General features: G+C 62.4%; 13 protein-coding genes and 5 tRNA genes. 7 read left to right on the plus strand and 11 right to left on the minus strand.

Annotated elements, in window-relative coordinates:
• Positions 1 to 2 precede the first annotated feature (2 nt).
• A complete protein-coding gene (locus BXA07_RS22065) occupies positions 3 to 629 on the plus strand; it encodes a helix-turn-helix transcriptional regulator (RefSeq protein WP_076570970.1) in 627 nt (208 codons plus the stop codon).
• A gap of 40 nt (positions 630 to 669) precedes the next feature.
• Here the strand turns inward: BXA07_RS22065 and phaP are convergent, their stop codons facing one another.
• The 4 genes from phaP to BXA07_RS22085 all read right to left on the minus strand — a co-directional run bounded on the left by phaP (position 670) and on the right by BXA07_RS22085 (position 4,397).
• A complete protein-coding gene (gene phaP, locus BXA07_RS22070) occupies positions 670 to 1,281 on the minus strand; it encodes a TIGR01841 family phasin (protein WP_076570881.1) in 612 nt (203 codons plus the stop codon).
• A gap of 107 nt (positions 1,282 to 1,388) precedes the next feature.
• On the minus strand, positions 1,389 to 1,583 hold the full coding sequence (locus BXA07_RS22075) for a hypothetical protein (RefSeq protein ID WP_076570884.1): 195 nt from the start codon (positions 1,581 to 1,583) through the stop codon (positions 1,389 to 1,391).
• A gap of 49 nt (positions 1,584 to 1,632) precedes the next feature.
• On the minus strand, positions 1,633 to 3,864 hold the full coding sequence (locus BXA07_RS22080; RefSeq protein WP_076570886.1) for an ATP-binding protein: 2,232 nt from the start codon (positions 3,862 to 3,864) through the stop codon (positions 1,633 to 1,635).
• A gap of 104 nt (positions 3,865 to 3,968) precedes the next feature.
• Positions 3,969 to 4,397 carry a winged helix-turn-helix transcriptional regulator gene (locus tag BXA07_RS22085; RefSeq protein WP_076570888.1) on the minus strand — a complete coding sequence of 143 codons (429 nt, stop codon included), beginning with the start codon at positions 4,395 to 4,397 and terminating at the stop codon, positions 3,969 to 3,971.
• A gap of 147 nt (positions 4,398 to 4,544) precedes the next feature.
• Between BXA07_RS22085 and BXA07_RS22090 the strand changes: the two genes are divergently transcribed.
• The gene (locus BXA07_RS22090; RefSeq protein WP_076570890.1) at positions 4,545 to 5,396 is read left to right on the plus strand and encodes an NmrA family NAD(P)-binding protein; all 852 of its coding nucleotides are present in this window, start codon (positions 4,545 to 4,547) and stop codon (positions 5,394 to 5,396) included.
• Between the two features lie 111 nt (positions 5,397 to 5,507).
• Here the strand turns inward: BXA07_RS22090 and BXA07_RS22095 are convergent.
• From BXA07_RS22095 to BXA07_RS22120, 6 genes are all read right to left on the minus strand, one after another.
• Positions 5,508 to 5,592 (minus strand) — tRNA-Leu (locus tag BXA07_RS22095).
• Between the two features lie 75 nt (positions 5,593 to 5,667).
• A tRNA-Leu gene (locus BXA07_RS22100) sits at positions 5,668 to 5,752 on the minus strand.
• A gap of 73 nt (positions 5,753 to 5,825) precedes the next feature.
• Positions 5,826 to 5,910 (minus strand) — tRNA-Leu (locus BXA07_RS22105).
• 73 nt (positions 5,911 to 5,983) lie between these two features.
• A tRNA-Leu gene (locus BXA07_RS22110) sits at positions 5,984 to 6,068 on the minus strand.
• A gap of 157 nt (positions 6,069 to 6,225) precedes the next feature.
• Positions 6,226 to 7,299 carry an NF038122 family metalloprotease gene (locus BXA07_RS22115; RefSeq protein WP_076570892.1) on the minus strand — a complete coding sequence of 358 codons (1,074 nt, stop codon included), beginning with the start codon at positions 7,297 to 7,299 and terminating at the stop codon, positions 6,226 to 6,228.
• 181 nt (positions 7,300 to 7,480) lie between these two features.
• Positions 7,481 to 7,565: transfer RNA gene (locus BXA07_RS22120), tRNA-Leu, on the minus strand.
• A 402-nt stretch (positions 7,566 to 7,967) separates the two neighbouring features.
• On the opposite strand from BXA07_RS22120, the gene rnr reads away from it, so the two are divergent.
• The 5 genes from rnr to BXA07_RS22145 all read left to right on the plus strand — a co-directional run bounded on the left by rnr (position 7,968) and on the right by BXA07_RS22145 (position 13,372).
• Complete coding sequence (gene rnr / locus BXA07_RS22125) at positions 7,968 to 10,499, plus strand: ribonuclease R (RefSeq protein ID WP_076570894.1); 2,532 nt, start codon at positions 7,968 to 7,970, stop codon at positions 10,497 to 10,499.
• A 3-nt stretch (positions 10,500 to 10,502) separates the two neighbouring features.
• On the plus strand, positions 10,503 to 11,246 hold the full coding sequence (gene rlmB / locus BXA07_RS22130; protein ID WP_034756912.1) for a 23S rRNA (guanosine(2251)-2'-O)-methyltransferase RlmB: 744 nt from the start codon (positions 10,503 to 10,505) through the stop codon (positions 11,244 to 11,246).
• Positions 11,247 to 11,395: 149 nt separating this feature from the next.
• Positions 11,396 to 12,145, plus strand: a complete 750-nt coding sequence (gene cysE / locus BXA07_RS22135; protein WP_076570896.1) for a serine O-acetyltransferase — start codon at positions 11,396 to 11,398, stop codon at positions 12,143 to 12,145.
• 10 nt (positions 12,146 to 12,155) lie between these two features.
• Positions 12,156 to 12,854 (plus strand): YceH family protein, encoded by a 699-nt coding sequence (locus BXA07_RS22140; RefSeq protein WP_076570898.1) that lies wholly within the window; start codon positions 12,156 to 12,158, stop codon positions 12,852 to 12,854.
• A gap of 14 nt (positions 12,855 to 12,868) precedes the next feature.
• A complete protein-coding gene (locus BXA07_RS22145; protein WP_076570900.1) occupies positions 12,869 to 13,372 on the plus strand; it encodes a DUF2199 domain-containing protein in 504 nt (167 codons plus the stop codon).
• Between the two features lie 85 nt (positions 13,373 to 13,457).
• Here the strand turns inward: BXA07_RS22145 and BXA07_RS22150 are convergent, their stop codons facing one another.
• Entirely contained in the window at positions 13,458 to 15,983 is a 2,526-nt protein-coding gene (locus tag BXA07_RS22150; RefSeq protein ID WP_139335695.1) for a PKD domain-containing protein, read from the minus strand.
• Positions 15,984 to 16,125: the final 142 nt, after the last annotated feature.

Raw genomic sequence — 16,125 nt, forward strand, 5'->3', positions numbered from 1 at the left:
GCCTGAACACGTCGGAACAGACCCTGTTCCTGCTGAAGATGCGCGGGCCGCAGACGGCGCAGCAACTGGCGGCCTTGCTCGACATCACCTCCATGGGCGCGCGGCGCCAGCTGGAAGCGGCGCTGGACAAGGGCCTGGTGGCCTTCGAGGACGTGGCCGACAAGGTGGGGCGTCCGTCGCGGCGCTGGCAGCTGACGCGGGAGGGCCATGCGCGCTTTCCCGACCGCCATGCCGACTTGACGCTGGAATTGATCGCGCAAGTCAAAACCCTGTTCGGCGACGCGGGCCTGGATCAATTGATCGGCGCGCGCGAACGCAGCAGCGAAGCGGCCTACGGCAAGCTGGTCAACCCTGGGCTTGCGCTGGCGCAAAGGGTGGATAGCCTGGCCCGCGTGCGCGATGGCGAAGGCTACATGGCCCACGCGGAACCGCAGGACGATGGCAGTGTCTTGCTGGTGGAAAACCATTGCCCCATCTGCGCGGCCGCCACGGCGTGCCAGAATTTCTGCCGCTCGGAGCTGGCCATTTTTCAGCGGGTATTGGGGGACGATTGTACGGTGGAACGCAGCGAGTATCTGCTGGAGGGAGGGCGGCGCTGCGTGTACAGGGTCATGCCTATCGGAACCTGAAACTCAGGCTCCGATAGTTGCGAAGTTGCTTCTTGCTAACTTATTTCTTGGCAGCCTTCGGCTTGGCCGCTGGCGCCGCCTTTTCAGCGGCAGCCTGCGCGCCGGCCGTGGCCTTTTCCGAGGCTTGCGCCACTTGCGCGCTGGCCTTGGCGATCTGCTCTTCCACGGTCTTCACGGCTTGCTTGGTGGCCTTGGTCACCTGCTCGTAGCCGAGGAAGGCGTTGTCGATGGCGGCCTTGACGATGGCGACAGCGTTTTCCGAGCCTGGCGGCACGTTTTTCGTGACGTCGTAGATCAGGGCGCTCAGATTGCTTTTCGCTTCGGCCACGTGGGCTTCGGCGGCCGTGGTGAATTCCGTGTGGATTTCCTTGATGATGTCGTCGAGTTGCTGTTTATACGCTTTGGCACCGGCCACGCCCGGTTGCAGCTGGGCAGCGGCGGCGGCCATGGCGGCCTTCGGGTCCCTGGTCTGGCTGATTTCCTTGCCGGCGGCAAGGCCATCCTCGATGCCGGACTTGGCGGTGGCCATGTTCAATGCCAGCACCTGTTCCACGCCTTGCACGGCCTTGGATGTGAGGGTGTTGAAGGTCATCAGCTGGAATTCAAACAGGGCCTTGGTGGCCGATGCGAATTGTTCGGGATTTGTAAACATGTGGTCTCCTCGGTTTGAATAGATACGTTCTTATCGTTCCATACTCTTTCGACGCCGCAATGCCATCGCTTGATCTCAAGCCGGTGCCCCGTGTGGTCATGGCCCCATTATTTAACAAGCGCCGGTTTTTCGCAACGGCTATCTTTGTACGGTCCCGAGGCCCGTTCCCAGCCAAATCCCAGGGTGGTCTGGGCGCAGGACAGGGTGCCGTCGATCTTGCTGCGCCATTGGTACCAGGGGGCCGGCCCGGCCCAGGCGCCGGCGCAAATGGCCAGCAGGGCCGTGGCGAGAATGTATTTCATGGCAAGACTCCATCGGAAAGCGGTGGCTGCATTGTAGCGCCAGCGGCGCTCAGGCGGCGGGCGATTGGGGCGCGACGGCCGGCAGCAGCAGGGTGAAGGTGGTGCCGGCGGGGCTGCTGCTGGCGTCGATATGGCCGCCCAGCACGCCCGTGACGATGTTGTGCGCCACGTGCAGGCCCAGGCCCGAGCCGCCCGAGCCGAGCTTGGTGGTGAAGAAGGGATCGAAGACATGCGTGAGGTCGTCGGTCGAGATGCCCACGCCCGTATCGGCCACGGACAGCACGATGCCCTGCCCATCGTCGCTGGCGCGCGCGCTGACGGCGATGCTGCCGCCGCTGCGGCCGTCGAAGGCATGGCGCAGGCAGTTTTCCAGCAGGTTGCCCAGCACCTGGCCCAGCGGACCGGGATAGCTGTCCATGGCCAGGTCCTCGGGCACGTCCTGCGTCAGCGTCAGGCTCGCGGCCTTCAGCGGCGTGGACAGGGGCAGCATCAGCTCGGCGACGAACTGGCGCAGCAGGAAATGGCGGCGCTGCGAACTGGCGCGGTCGACGGCGATCTGCTTGAAGCTCGAGACGAGGTCGGCGGCGCGCTGCAGGTTGCGCAGCATGATGGCGTCGGCTTCGCTGGCCTGGGCCAGGTAGGCGCCCAGTTCGGAGCGGCGCAGGCCGTCGAGGAAGGAGGCCTGCAGTTCGCGCGTGCGCTCGGCCATGGTGGTGGCCACCACGAGGCCGTTGCCGATCGGCGTATTGAGTTCATGCGCGATGCCGGCCACCAGCGCGCCCAGCGCGGCCAGCTTGTCGCGCCGCACCAGTTCTTCCTGCGTGATGGACAGATTTTCCAGCGCGGCGGCCAGCTCGCGGTTGACCTGTTCCGACTGTTCCTTGGCCTGCGTCAAGGCGGCAGTGCGTTCGGCCACCAGTTCTTCCAGGTGGGCGCGGTGGCGCTGCAGTTCGCGTTCATGGCGCATGCGGCCAATCGCGATGCCGGCCAGGTCGGTGGCCGTATCGATCAGGCCCTGCTCGTGCGCGTCGGGGCTGCGCACTTCGCGGTAGTACATGGCGAACGAGCCGAGCACATTGCCCTCCTGGCCGAAGATGGGGCGCGACCAGCAGGCGCGCAGGCCGAACGGCGCGGCCAGCTCGCGGTAGGGCGCCCACAGCGGGTCTTGCATGATGTCGCTGACGACCACCTGCTCGCGGCGGAACATGGCCGTGCCGCAGGAGCCCACGCCGGGACCGATTTCCACGCCTTCGAGCAGGGCCATGTATTCGGACGGCAGGCTGGGGCCGGCCGCACTGTGCATGTGGCACCCGTCATCGTCGAGCAGCATGATGGAACAGTACACGCCGCGCGACTGGCCCTCGATCAGCAGCAGCAGCTGGTTCAGGGTGGGGGTCAGCGGCGCGCCCTTGGCGACCATTTCCAGCAGGGCGCTCTGGCCCGAGCGCATGGCTTCGGCGAGGTTGCGTTCGGTCAAGTCGATGATGCGCGCGTGCACCAGCTGGCGCCCCGGCACGGACAAGCGCATCAGGCGGATTTCGCATTCGATGGGATGGTCGTCGCGGTGGCGGCAGGTGGCGCGGAAGACGACGATCTTGCCTTGCAGGGTATCGCGGATCTTGTCTTCCAGCAATTGCGGCGAAGACAGGCCATCGTTCTGCTGTTGCGGGAAGAGCGGCTCCATGCCCCCTTGCAGCAGCTCGGTCAGGGGCATGCCGAACAGTTCCTCGGCCAGGTGGTTGGCGTCGATCAGCAGGCTGTTGTCGATGTCGAACAGCAGCACGGCGTCGGGCGAGCCGGCCAGGATAGAGTGGTAATTGACTTCCAGCGTCTGCGGATGCAGGGGCCGCGGCGGCGTGGCGCCGTGCGGCGCGGGCGCCACGGCCTTGTGCAGCGCCAGTTCCATGAGGATTTTTTCCGCCACATCGCGCGCATTGAAGGGCATCTTGATGTAGTCGGAAGCGCCGGCGCCCACGCTGCGGCCCTGTTCCTCGGCGCTGGGAGTGGCCGACATCAGCAGCAGGGGCACGCTGTGGCGGCCGCCCGCATTGCGCAGGCGCATGCAGGTGGCGCCGATATTCGTGCCCGCCAGGGCCGCGTCGAGCAGGATCAGGTCCGTGCCGCCTGCCGCCAGCTCCACGCCCTCGTCGATATCGCCGGCCAGCCCCGTGCCCAGGTTATGCCGGTCCAGCACATACAGCAGTTCGCGCACCTCGTTGGGCGAATTGCTGACCAGCAGCACTTTGGCCCGGTCGGCGATGGAAGATATCAACTGATTCATGGTGGCGCGTCCCTTGCGCGTAGCGTCAGGCTAGTATTACATCAAGGCAAGAAGGAGTAAACGATAATTAGTGATTACTAAAAGCAATCCGCAGCGCTGTCCGTTCAGGCCGCATCGCGCGCCTGCGGCGCTGCCGCCAGGGTGGCGCGCGCCTGTTCGATGCGCGGATAATTGTCTTCGATCCAGTCGACCAGCACGGCCAGCCGCTCGGCCGCCTCGCGCCCCAGCGGCGTCAGGCTGTATTCCACCTTGGGCGGGATCACGAGGTAGGCCTGGCGCAGCACGAAGCCGTCGCCTGCCAGCGCTTCCAGCGTTTGCGCCAGCATCTTTTCGCTGACGCCGCCCACTTCGCGGCGCAGTTCGCTGAAGCGCCGCGTGCCGCTCAACAGCAATACCAGCACCAGTACGGCCCAGCGGCTCGTGAGATGGCTGAGCACGGCGCGCGACGGGCAGGCTGCGGCCAGCAGGTGGGCCCCCTGGTTCTGGCGGGCGAGGGCGGCGCGCAGGCTGGCGCCGGGAGTGTCGGTATCCATGATAGGGTGTCCTTCTGGTTGACGCCGTCAGGCGCGGCTAGTTATGTAACGACAGGAAATTTCATACTTACCAAAAGGTACGTACTTACAATAAGTAAGTAATAGTCCTATTATAGGATTTTACCAGCCACCCTCCAAGGAGAAATCATGATCGTCATCACCGGCGCCACAGGTAATCTGGGCCAGCACGTCATCGCCAATCTGCTCAAATCCGTTCCCGCAGCCAACCTCATCGCCGCCGTGCGCACTCCCGCCAAGGCCGCCGACCTGGCCGCCAAGGGCGTGCAAGTGCGCCAGGCCGATTACAACGATGGCGCCAGCCTCGACAGTGCCTTCAAGGGCGCGACGAAGATCCTGCTGATCTCGTCGAGCGAAGTGGGCCAGCGCGCGCAGCAGCACCAGAATGTCATCGACGCGGCCAAGCGCGCCGGCGTGTCCCTGCTGGCCTATACCAGTGTCTTGCGTGCCGATACCTCGCCGCTGGGCCTGGCCGCCGAGCATGTGGTCACGGAAGCGGCCATCCGCGCCGCGGGCCTGCCCTACAGTTTCCTGCGCAACGGCTGGTACCTGGAAAACCATACGGAGCACCTGGCGCCCGTGCTCGAGCACGGCGTGGTGCTGGGCGCGGCGCAAAACGGCCGCTTCTCGTCGGCCGCGCGCGCCGACTACGCGGCCGCCGCCGCTGCCGTGCTGACGGCGGCCCAGCCGCAAGCCATCTATGAACTGGCCGGCGACCACGGCTTTACCCTGACGGAATATGCGGCCGAAGTGGCGCGCCAGTCGGGCAAGGCGATCGTCTACAAGGATCTGCCGCAGGCGGACTTCAAGGCGGCGCTGGTGAGCGTGGGCGTGCCGGAAGGCTTTGCCGACTTGCTGGCCGATTCCGATGCGGGCGCGGCCAAGGGCGGGCTGGAAGACCATGGCAAGCAATTGAGCGCGCTGATTGGCCGTCCGACGACGACCCTGGCCGAGGCCGTGAAAGCGGCGCTGGCCAAGTAAGGGAAGGGGATGCCGCAGGCGGACGCCACGCGGCATTTTCAATGTTTGCATCCGGAAATGAAAAAAGCCGCAAACTCGTGAAAGTTTGCGGCTTTTTTGCGAATTAGGTAATGGTGCCCACGAAGGGACTCGAACCCCTACACCCGAAGGCACATGGACCTGAACCATGCGCGTCTACCAATTCCGCCACGTGGGCACTGATGCTGCTACTTCTATATCTCACTACTGTACTGCTTTACTGCGGATTACAACGAAAACAACCCGTTGCTGGTGGTGCCCACGAAGGGACTCGAACCCCTACACCCGAAGGCACATGGACCTGAACCATGCGCGTCTACCAATTCCGCCACGTGGGCATTGTGCTGCTGACTACTTTGCTACCTTACTACTTTTTACTGCGGACCACAACGATGAACAACTCGCTGCTGGTGGTGCCCACGAAGGGACTCGAACCCCTACACCCGAAGGCACATGGACCTGAACCATGCGCGTCTACCAATTCCGCCACGTGGGCATTGTGCTGCTGACTACTTTGCTACCTTACTACTTTTTACTGCGGACCACAACGATGAACAACTCGCTGCTGGTGGTGCCCACGAAGGGACTCGAACCCCTACACCCGAAGGCACATGGACCTGAACCATGCGCGTCTACCAATTCCGCCACGTGGGCATTGTTACTGCTTGCTGCTTGTCGCTGCATGTTCTGCAGCGAGGACAAAATCATAAGGGCTGGCGCGCATTCGGTCAATCAACATTTTGCACTTTTCTTCAAGAAACATGTTTTTTCTTCCGAAAATGGCTTTTCCCTATGAAAACTGCCTGTTTTTTCAGCGTATTTGGCGTCGTTGCTGCACTGCCAGCAGCATCAGCGCCAGACATAGCAGCGGGACGGTGCCTGGCGCCGGGATGGCGTTCGGGGCGATATCCCAGCCGATGGCGTCCAGGGCGATCAGGTCGTTCCAGCGCAGCCGCAGCAATTCGCCATACGCCACCGTCGGGTCCATGATGCCCAGGTGCAGGTTGTCGCGCCAGTGGCTGGCCTGGTCGCCGTCGCCGTGGTAGACGCCGTTGGCGAACAGGGGGCCGCGCGTGGCGCCGCCGTCGAGCGAAAAATACTTGTCGCGCTTGTCGGCCGTCCAGTCGATCACCCCGGCCGCGGCGCTCTCGGCAGAGTAGCGGAACAGGTCCAGTCCCGAGACGTAGGTGAATTCCGAATCGTCGTATGGCCCGCCCAGCGGCGGCGAGTTGAAGTCGAGGATGTCCACGCCGCTGAGAAAGCCCAGCGCGTGGCCGATTTCATGCATGGCCACGCCGATGAAGTCGATGCTGTCGGCGCCGATGCCATTGCCGGGATCGAAATCGAAGTTGAAATCGCTGTTGAACTGGATGAAGCCATCGCAATTGCCGATGCACCCGTCCAGTGATTGCGGCGGCGGCGCCAGGCCGACGGCCCTGGCTTGCGCATTGCTCAGCGACAGATATTGATTGTTGGCGTCGCCATTGTTGTCGATATACGGCAGGGCGCTGCCGGGGCCGTTGGGATTGTTGGCCGTGCGGTTGATCAGCATGCCGAAGCTGTCGCCCGTGGGCAGGTGCGCCAGCGCCCGCTGGTCGATGGCGGAGCTGGCGTCGGCGGCGAGGGCGCTGCGAAAGTCGCTGTAGCGGTAAAACGCTTCCGATGAACCCGTTTGCCCCAGGATGTTGCCGCCCAGTGAATTGAAACCCACCGTCAGGTCGATGGTGACATTGTCTTTCAGCACGCGCGACCAGCGCGCGGCCGCCGCCTGGAATCCCTGCTGCGCCTGCAGCGAGGTGCCGGGCACGTACTGCAGATGGAACAGGGGCGAGGCGATGGTGCCGGCAGGCAGGGTCAAGGCGAGGACGGCGACGAGGCGTTTCATGGCAGCGCTCCGGAAATGGCGATGCCATCCTGCAGGCAAGAAGCGTGCTCAGCTTTAAAATCAGGGACTTGGCGCTTGCGCGGCTGGCAACTGTCAAGAATGCCGACAGCATCGATTGGCGCCGGAAATGAAAAAAGCCGCAAACTCGTGAAAGTCTGCGGCTCTTTTGCGAATTAGGTAATGGTGCCCACGAAGGGACTCGAACCCCTACACCCGAAGGCACATGGACCTGAACCATGCGCGTCTACCAATTCCGCCACGTGGGCACTGATGCTGCTTGTTGCTTTACTGCTTGATTACTTGTTGGAAAATAACTTCTCAACAATTCTGCTATTATAGCGGCTTGAAGAGTTTTGCGCCAGATGAGCTTTCGCTCCATACTGCACATCAACCCTGTACCGCTTTCCTGCAACTGCATTCCCGCGAAGGTTTGTCGCTGCAAGAGACAAGAATTATAGAGCAATATTTGCCGAAGTCAAATGCATTGCGCAGCTTTTCTCCTTTTTTTCATCGGCGGGCGTCTTGTACTGTTTCCGACACGCTGTCCGTTAGGCAAACCAAGGCGTCCTCCGGTACACTACCGGACATCACCGTGTCAATATTGACGGTGATGTCATCGGTCGTTGTCTTCCGTTTGATCACTGTCAATAACAACTATAGAAATACTTTTGAGCCAAAATACCCACACCATCCCCAGCCGGGAGGACATTCTCGGCATATTCCGCAGCGTCAGCGCGCCTCTCGATCCGCAGTCTCTCGGGAAAACGCTGCAAGTGCATGCCGATTCCATGGATGTCCTGGTCCGTCGCCTGAAGGCGATGGAGCGCGACGGCCAGCTCAAGTCTGACGCCAGCGGTGTTTTCAGCCTGGCCGACCAGAGCGCGCTCGTCGCCGGTCGCGTCATGAGCCACCGCGACGGCTTCGGCTTCGTCATTCCCGACGACGCCAGCGCCGACCTGTTCCTGCCCGAGAAAGAAATGCAGAAAGTACTGCATGGCGACAAGGTCATGGCCCGCATCGTCGGCACCGACCGCCGCGGCCGCCCGGAAGGCACGATCGTGGAAGTCACGCAGCGCGCCAATACCCACGTCATCGGCCGTTTGATCCAGGAAAACGGCACCTGGGTCGTGGCGCCGGAAGATCAGCGCATCGGCCAGGACATCCTCGTCACCGGTTCGCTGGGCAAGGCCAAGGCCGGCCAGATCGTCAGCGTCGAACTGACCGAGCAGCCGATGCGCTTCAAGCAGCCGGTCGGCAAGATCGTCGAAGTGCTCGGTGCCCTCGATGACCCCGGCATGGAAATCGAGATTGCCGTACGTAAATTCAACGTGCCGCACATCTTTTCCGCCGCCGCCCTCAAGCAAGCTGAAAAGCTGCCGTTCGAAGTGCGCGCCGCCGACCTGAAAGACCGTGTCGACCTGCGCGACGTGCCCTTGGTGACCATCGATGGCGAAGACGCGCGCGATTTCGACGATGCCGTGTATTGCGAACCCGTCAAGATCGGCCGCGCCAACTGCTTCCGCCTGATCGTCGCCATTGCCGACGTCAGCCATTACGTGAAGCCGAACGACGCGCTCGATATCGACGCGCTCGAACGCAGCACGTCCGTCTACTTCCCGCGCCGCGTGATCCCGATGCTGCCGGAAAAGCTGTCGAACGGCCTGTGCTCGCTGAACCCGGCCGTCGACCGTTTGACCCTCGTCTGCGACGCCGTCGTCAGCGACAAAGGCGAACTGAAGGCCTACCAGTTCTACCCGGCCGTGATCCACTCGGCCGCGCGCCTCACATATGACGAAGTCGCCGCCGTGCTGGGCAACACCAAGGGACCCGAAGCGGCACGCCGCGCGGACATCCTGCCGCACCTGCAAAACCTGGAAGCCGTCTACCGCGCCTTGCTGAAAGCACGCACGGAGCGGGGTGCCATCGACTTCGAGACGACGGAAACGTATATCGTCTGCAATAGCGCGGGCAAGATCGAAAAGATCATCCCCCGCACGCGCAACGAAGCGCACAAGATCATCGAAGAGTGCATGCTGGCGGCCAACGTCTGCGCGGCCGATTTGTTGCTGCGTAACAAGCATCCAGGCACCTACCGCATCCATGCCAGCCCGACCAAGGAAAAGCTCACGCAAGTGCGTACCTTCCTGAAACAGGTTGGCTTGAACCTGACGGGCGGCGACACGCCGTCGGCATCGGATTACCAGACCCTGATGCAGCAGATCAAGCAGCGTCCCGACGCGGCCCTGCTGCAGACGATGCTGCTGCGCTCGATGCAGCAAGCCGTCTACAGCCCGGACAATATCGGCCACTTCGGCCTGGCCTACGAGGCGTATGCCCACTTCACCAGCCCGATCCGCCGCTATCCCGACCTGCTGACGCACCGCGCCATCAAGGCGATTCTGCAAGGCAAGAAATACGAGCCGAAGCTGTCCGATAAAGTCGTGCTGAACACCAACGTGTCGAACGCCACGCGCAAGCAGCAGGCCAAGGACAAGGCCGACGGCAAGCCGAAGAAGACGGATTTGACCATCTGGGACGCGCTGGGCGTGCATTGCTCCGCCAACGAACGCCGCGCCGACGAAGCGTCGCGCGACGTGGAAGCGTGGCTCAAGTGCTACTTCATGCAGGACAAGCTGGGCGAGGAATTCACCGGCACCATCACGGGCGTGACCACCTTCGGCGTCTTCGTGCAATTGGACACCTTGTTTGTCGAAGGCCTGGTGCACGTTACCGAGCTGGGCACCGACTACTTCCAGTACGACGATGCGCGCCATGAGCTGCGCGGCGAACGCACGGGCAAGCGCTACCAGCTGACGGACCGGTTGACGGTGCAAGTGGCGCGTGTCGACCTGGAAACGCGCAAGATCGACCTGCGTCTGGTCACCGACGCGGAACTGGCGGGCGAAGAAGCGCCGGCCAAGCCGAACGGCAGCGGCAAGCGCAAGGGCGAGAAGAAATCGATGGTCAAGCCCGGTCCCGCGACCGAGCAGCGCCATGAAATCAAGGCCAGCGGCAACAACGGCGGCAAGTCCGGCAATGGTTCCGGCGGCCGTGCCAACGGCGCCAAGGCGCAAGCCAAGGAAGCCCCCAAGGCCGCCGCACCGAAGCGCAGCAAGAAACCAGCCGCGGCACCCGCTGCGGCGGCACCACGAGCAGCAAAAACTGTATCTGCATCAAAAACAAGCAAGAAGAAACGATAAATAATGAAGAATAAAATGATTTTCGGCTTCCACGCCGTCACCTCGCGTCTGCGTCATGAAGCGTCGTCCGTGGAAGAAATTTTCGTCGATGCCAGCCGCGTCGACGGCCGCATGAAGGACATGATCGCCGCCGCCAAGGCGGCCAACGTGCGCGTCATGCCCGTCGATTCGTCGCGTCTCGATAAAATCGTCGGCACGCGCCGCCACCAGGGCGTGATCGCGTTTGCCTCGCAATTGTCGCTGGCGCGCAACCTCGACGAGCTGCTGGACGCCATCGACGGTCCGCCGCTGCTGTTGATTCTCGACGGCATCACCGACCCGCACAACCTGGGCGCCTGCCTGCGCGTGGCCGACGGCGTCGGCGCCCATGCCGTCATCGTGCCGAAGGACCGCGCCGTGGGCTTGAATGCCACGGCCGCCAAGGTCGCCAGCGGCGCCGCCGAAACCGTCCCGTACATCACGGTGACGAACCTGGCGCGCACCATGCGCGAACTGAAGGAACGCGGCATCTGGCTGATCGGCACCTCGGACGACGGCGAAAAAGGCCTGTACGAAGCCGATTTCACGGGCCCGACGGCCCTCGTCATGGGGTCCGAAGGCGAAGGCATGCGCCGCTTGACGCGCGACACCTGCGACATCCTCGTCAGCATCCCGATGTTCGGCTCCGTCGAGAGCCTGAACGTGTCCGTGGCATCGGGCGTGTGCCTGTACGAAGCCCGCCGCCAGCGCATCGCTCTGGAAGCCTAAAAAACGGCCATGGCTGCGTTGCATTGAACGTTTTGTAGCGCTTCCAAAAAATCAGCCGCCGCCCTTGAGGCGGCGCTTGTTTATCTGCCTCTCCGGCAGCACGCCGCCGAATACGCTACCATTTGCGTTCCACCTTATCCATTTTCATTATGTTCCACCACCTGCGCGAAGATATCAACAGCATCATTGAACGTGACCCGGCCGCCCGCAATGGCTGGGAGGTGCTGACCTGTTATCCCGGTTTGCACGCCATCGTCATGCACGGCTGGGCGCACTGGTGCTGGACGCGGCGCATGAAGTGGGTGGGGCGCTTCATTTCGTATATCGCCCGCATCATCACGGGCATCGAGATCCATCCTGGCGCCGTCATCGGCCGCCGCGTCTTCATCGACCACGGCTTCGGCGTGGTGATCGGCGAGACGGCCGTCGTCGGCGACGACTGCACCATCTACCAGGGGGTCACTTTGGGCGGTACCTCGCTGCACAGCGGCGCCAAGCGCCATCCCACGCTGGAGCGGGGCGTCATCGTCGGCGCCGGCGCGCAGGTGCTGGGCAGTTTTACCGTGGGCGAGTATGCCAAGGTGGGCTCGAACGCCGTGCTATTGAAACCCGTGCCGTCCGGCGCCACGGCTGTCGGCAATCCCGCGCACATCGTGCAAAAGGATGTCAGCGCCCTGCGCGAGGGCAGCACGGCGCATCTGTTCGCCGCGTACGGCGTCACGCCCAACGGCGACGACCCGCTGTCGAAAGCCCTGCAGGGCCTGATCTCGCACGCCGTGGCGCAGGAACAGCGCATCGAAACCATCCTCGCCACCCTGAAGGCGGCGGGCATCTGCTGCCAGGCCGTGCCTGAATGTGATAAATTTGATTCTGAGCAAATGAACAAGCTGGTTGATTAAGGATACAGGCATGAACACTGATGTGACGGCAGGCGAAAAAAGCAATGACAATCCGAATCTGCTCGACCCCTTCGAGATCCGCGTGCTGGCCGTGCTGGCTGAAAAGGAAGCGCTGACGCCGGACAGCTATCCGCTGTCGCTTAACGCTTTGACGAACGGCTGCAATCAATTGTCGAGCCGCGACCCCGTCATGGCCCTGTCCGAGGAAACCGTGTACGACGTGCTGCAGCGCCTGATGCAGCGCAAGTTTGTCAACGGCATTACGCAGGCGGGCGCGCGCGTCGCCAAGTATGAACACCGCATGCGCATCAAGTGGTCGCTGGAGCAGGATAAACTGGCCATCCTGACGATATTGATGCTGCGCGGCTTGCAGACGGCGGGCGAAATCCGCAGCCGCAGCGGCCGCGTGCATGAATTCAAGTCCGTGGCGGAAGTGGAGTCGGGCCTGCAGTTCCTGATCGACAAATACCCGCCGCTGGTGGCGAAGCTGGCTGTCGCGCCCGGCGCCAAGGAGCCGCGCTACGGCCATTTGCTGGGCGGCGAGGCCGCGCTGGCGCAGAGCGAGACGGCGGCCGGTTTTGCCGGCGCCGTCAGCGCGCCGCAGCAGGGCAGCAGGGTGGCCCAGCTGGAACAGGAAGTGCTGCAATTGCGCAGCGACTTCGATGGCCTGGCGGCGCAGTTCGAGGCATTCCGCAAGCAATTCGAATAAAGCGGCAGCGGCGCATGAGTTTTTCCTTCCTGTGCCGCAGTTGCGGACAGACCCACACGGGCATGCCCAGCTTCGGCGCCGACGCGCCGTGGCTGCTTGAGCAGATGGCGCCCGCCGAGCGCGAAGCGCGCTGCCAGCGCGACAGCGACGCCTGCATCGTCGACGAAGCCCACTGCTTCGTGCGCGCCACCATCGACATCCCCGTGCATGGCGTTGACGAGCCGTTCAGCTGGGGCGTGTGGGTGTCATTGAGCGGCGACAGCTTCGATGCCTGGGACGCCTGCTTCCATGAAGCCAGGCGCGCCCACATCGGCCCCTTCTTCGGCTGGCTCAGCACGCAGCTGCCCGTGTATCCCGATACCCTGAACTTGAAAACCCGCGTGCACCTGCGCGACGATGGCATGCGCCCGGCGATCGAGCTGGAGCCGACCGACCATCCGCTGGCGGTGGAGCAGCGCGACGGCATCTCCGTGGCGCGCGTAGCCGAACTGTATGCGCGGCTGGTGCATGGCGGGTGAAAGATGGTGTGGCCTGGGGAACGCAAGGCGCGCGTCAGCCCTGCGTTCCCCTTGCCCACCTGTCATGGGACAGGACTTGCAGGACTTACTTCACGAATACCACGGTGCCATACCTATCGTTTGCGTTGTGACCCGGTATGGCCACTTTCTTTAACAGTTCACCGGTACTGCTGGAAATGTACAGCATTTCGCCATTGGCAATGCCGCGGATGACGCCGGCCTGATCAATGTCAATGTCGCCGTCAGGATGCACATCGAGCCGTGCAATCAAGGTCGTGACACCTGTCGTGGTATTGATTCTGACAAGGCCCCAGTGGTTGTCGAGGCTGTACCCTTTGGGGTATCCAATGCCGAGCAAATCACCATTGGGATGAAAGTCCATGCCGGTGATCAAGGTTGCCGCGCCGGACAGCAGTACGCTGCTGCTTATCTTGCCGTCGGCGTCTTGCTTTCTCAGGTAATATTCGGCGTTCTCGCCGGATCCTTCCGGAACCAGGCTGGTGCTCCAGTATTGGCTGTTGGCGTCGATCGCAAAAGAAGTGAACATGTCGCGGAAGCGGCCCTTTTCGATGCAGACCGAGTCGATGACGTCTAGTTCAAAGAGGCTGCCTGCCCCCACAGCTATCAGCATGCCGTCGGGGCGTTGGTCCATGGAAAGAAATCGCCGCTGGCAGGATGTTGTCAGTGAGGCAAGCATGGTGCTTTCGTTGAGTACATTGGAGGTATCCAGGCTGTGCACGATCAAACCTGTTCCCGCTGGTACCGGCTTGGCTGTCGATACCGATGTGATAAGTACCCGCGTTGCAGCACTGCTCAGCAAACCGTCGTTGACGACCAGCGAAATGCCGTAGTAGCCGCCGATATCGGCGGTAAAGGAAGGCGCCACAGAGGTGGGATCATCGAGTTTGGCATTGCTCAGGCGCGGCTTCGAGGTAATTTCCCACAGGTAGGTCAGGCGGTCGCCATTGGCGTCGCTGCTGGCCGCGCCGCTTAACCTGACCACCGACTTGGTGCTGACAGTCTGCTCCTCGCCGGCGTTGGCGACCGGCGCCACATTCGCCCTGGCCGCCGTGATGGTCACCGTCGATGGTGTGCTGGCGAGCTTGCCGTCGCTGACAATGAGCGATGCAATGTATATTCCTGCCGCGTCCGCAGTGAACGCCGGGTAGCGCGATGTCGGTACCTGCAGGCTTGCCGTACTGCCGGCAGGCCTGGACGTCAGGCTCCAGGCATAGCTCAGCATATCGCCGTCGGCATCGCTGCTTCTGCTGCCGTTCAGGGTGACCCGGCTGCCCGCCACCACGTTTTGCGCGGAGCCGGCATGCGCTACCGGCGCGGCGTTCAATACGCTTGCCGTGATGCTGACGGTGGCAACGGCACTATCGAGCTTGCCGTCATTGACGGTCAGGCTGGCAACATAGATGCCCGCCACATCGGCGGTGAACACCGGTTGCAAGGACGTGGCTGAACTCAGCGTGGCGCCGCTGCCGGCTGGCCGCGCCGTCAATGTCCAGCGATAGGTGAGGGCGTCCTTGTTGGCGTCGGAACTGCCGCTGGCATCGAGCTTCACCACGGTGCCGGCCACAACATTCTGGGCCAGGCCCGCGCTTGCCACTGGCGCGGCATTGGCGGCACTGGCGCTGACCGTGACGGCGGCCGGCGCGCTGCTGCTCTTGCCATCACTGACGACCAGCGTCAGCACATAGTCGCCGGCAATATCTGCTGTGAATGTGGGTTTGGCGCTGTCAGGCAATGCCAGCGTCGCCATGCTGCCGGCCGGTTTTCCGCTCAACACCCATGCATAATGCAGGGTGCGGCCAGCGGCAGCGCTGCTGGCACTGGCGTCGAGCGTCACGAGGGTGTCCGTGATGACACTTTGCGCGCTGCCGGCATGTGCCACGGGGGGCGCGGCCGTCAGGTCGGCCAGCAGCCGCTTGACGTCTTCCGTCCTGCCCGTGCGGGCCAGCGCGGAAACGACCTGGCTTAATTGCGCACTATTGAATTTGATATTTAATGCGTCCAGAACTTTATTATGTCCGTCAGCGGCATGCGGATAAGCGAGCGTGGAGGCTTTGAATGGGCTGGCGGAGAAATCGCCTATCGAACTGGTATCGACGGCGGAATTCAATACGGCGGAGACATCGGCTTGTGCCGATTTCATATTGACGCTTGTTAATGTGCTGGCCGCAATGGCGGGATCAAATCCGGCGAAAAAGACTGCCGGCTCGTGATGCAGGGCGCGCGCGGTCGACATTTCCGTTAGCGGGGTAATATTCGCGACCTGGCTTGCGGCGCTGCCGGTGGCGACGCCATGCAATTTGCTGCCGTCGACCGGATTGGTCACCTGCAGCATGCACGGCGGTGCCGCCGATGGAATCAGCACGCTGTAGGCGCCATCGGCTGTGCTGGTCGCACTGGCATTGCCGCTCTGGCATTTGATGCTGATCGGAGCGCCGCCTATCGCGGTGCCGGTGGCAACCGTACCTCCGAGTGTCAAGGCAGCTGTCGGAATAACGTTGACGGGTGTTTCGGGAGCATTCTCACTACTGCCGCCGCATGCGCTCAATGCGCCCAGGACAGTTACCGTCAACCATGTATTTCTTAAAAGCATAGAACTCCAAAATAGTATTCTTATTAAAAGGGGGAAAAGGGGAGGCGAAATATCTGTTTTTTAATATTGCATTAAAATACAGCATAAAATGTTACCATGTGGAAACATTTTAGGCCAGCCTTGTTATTGCTTTTTAAGTAAA

The sequence above is a fragment of the Janthinobacterium sp. TND4EL3 genome (assembly GCF_900156175.1).
Taxonomy (GTDB): Bacteria; Pseudomonadota; Gammaproteobacteria; order Burkholderiales; family Burkholderiaceae_D; genus Janthinobacterium.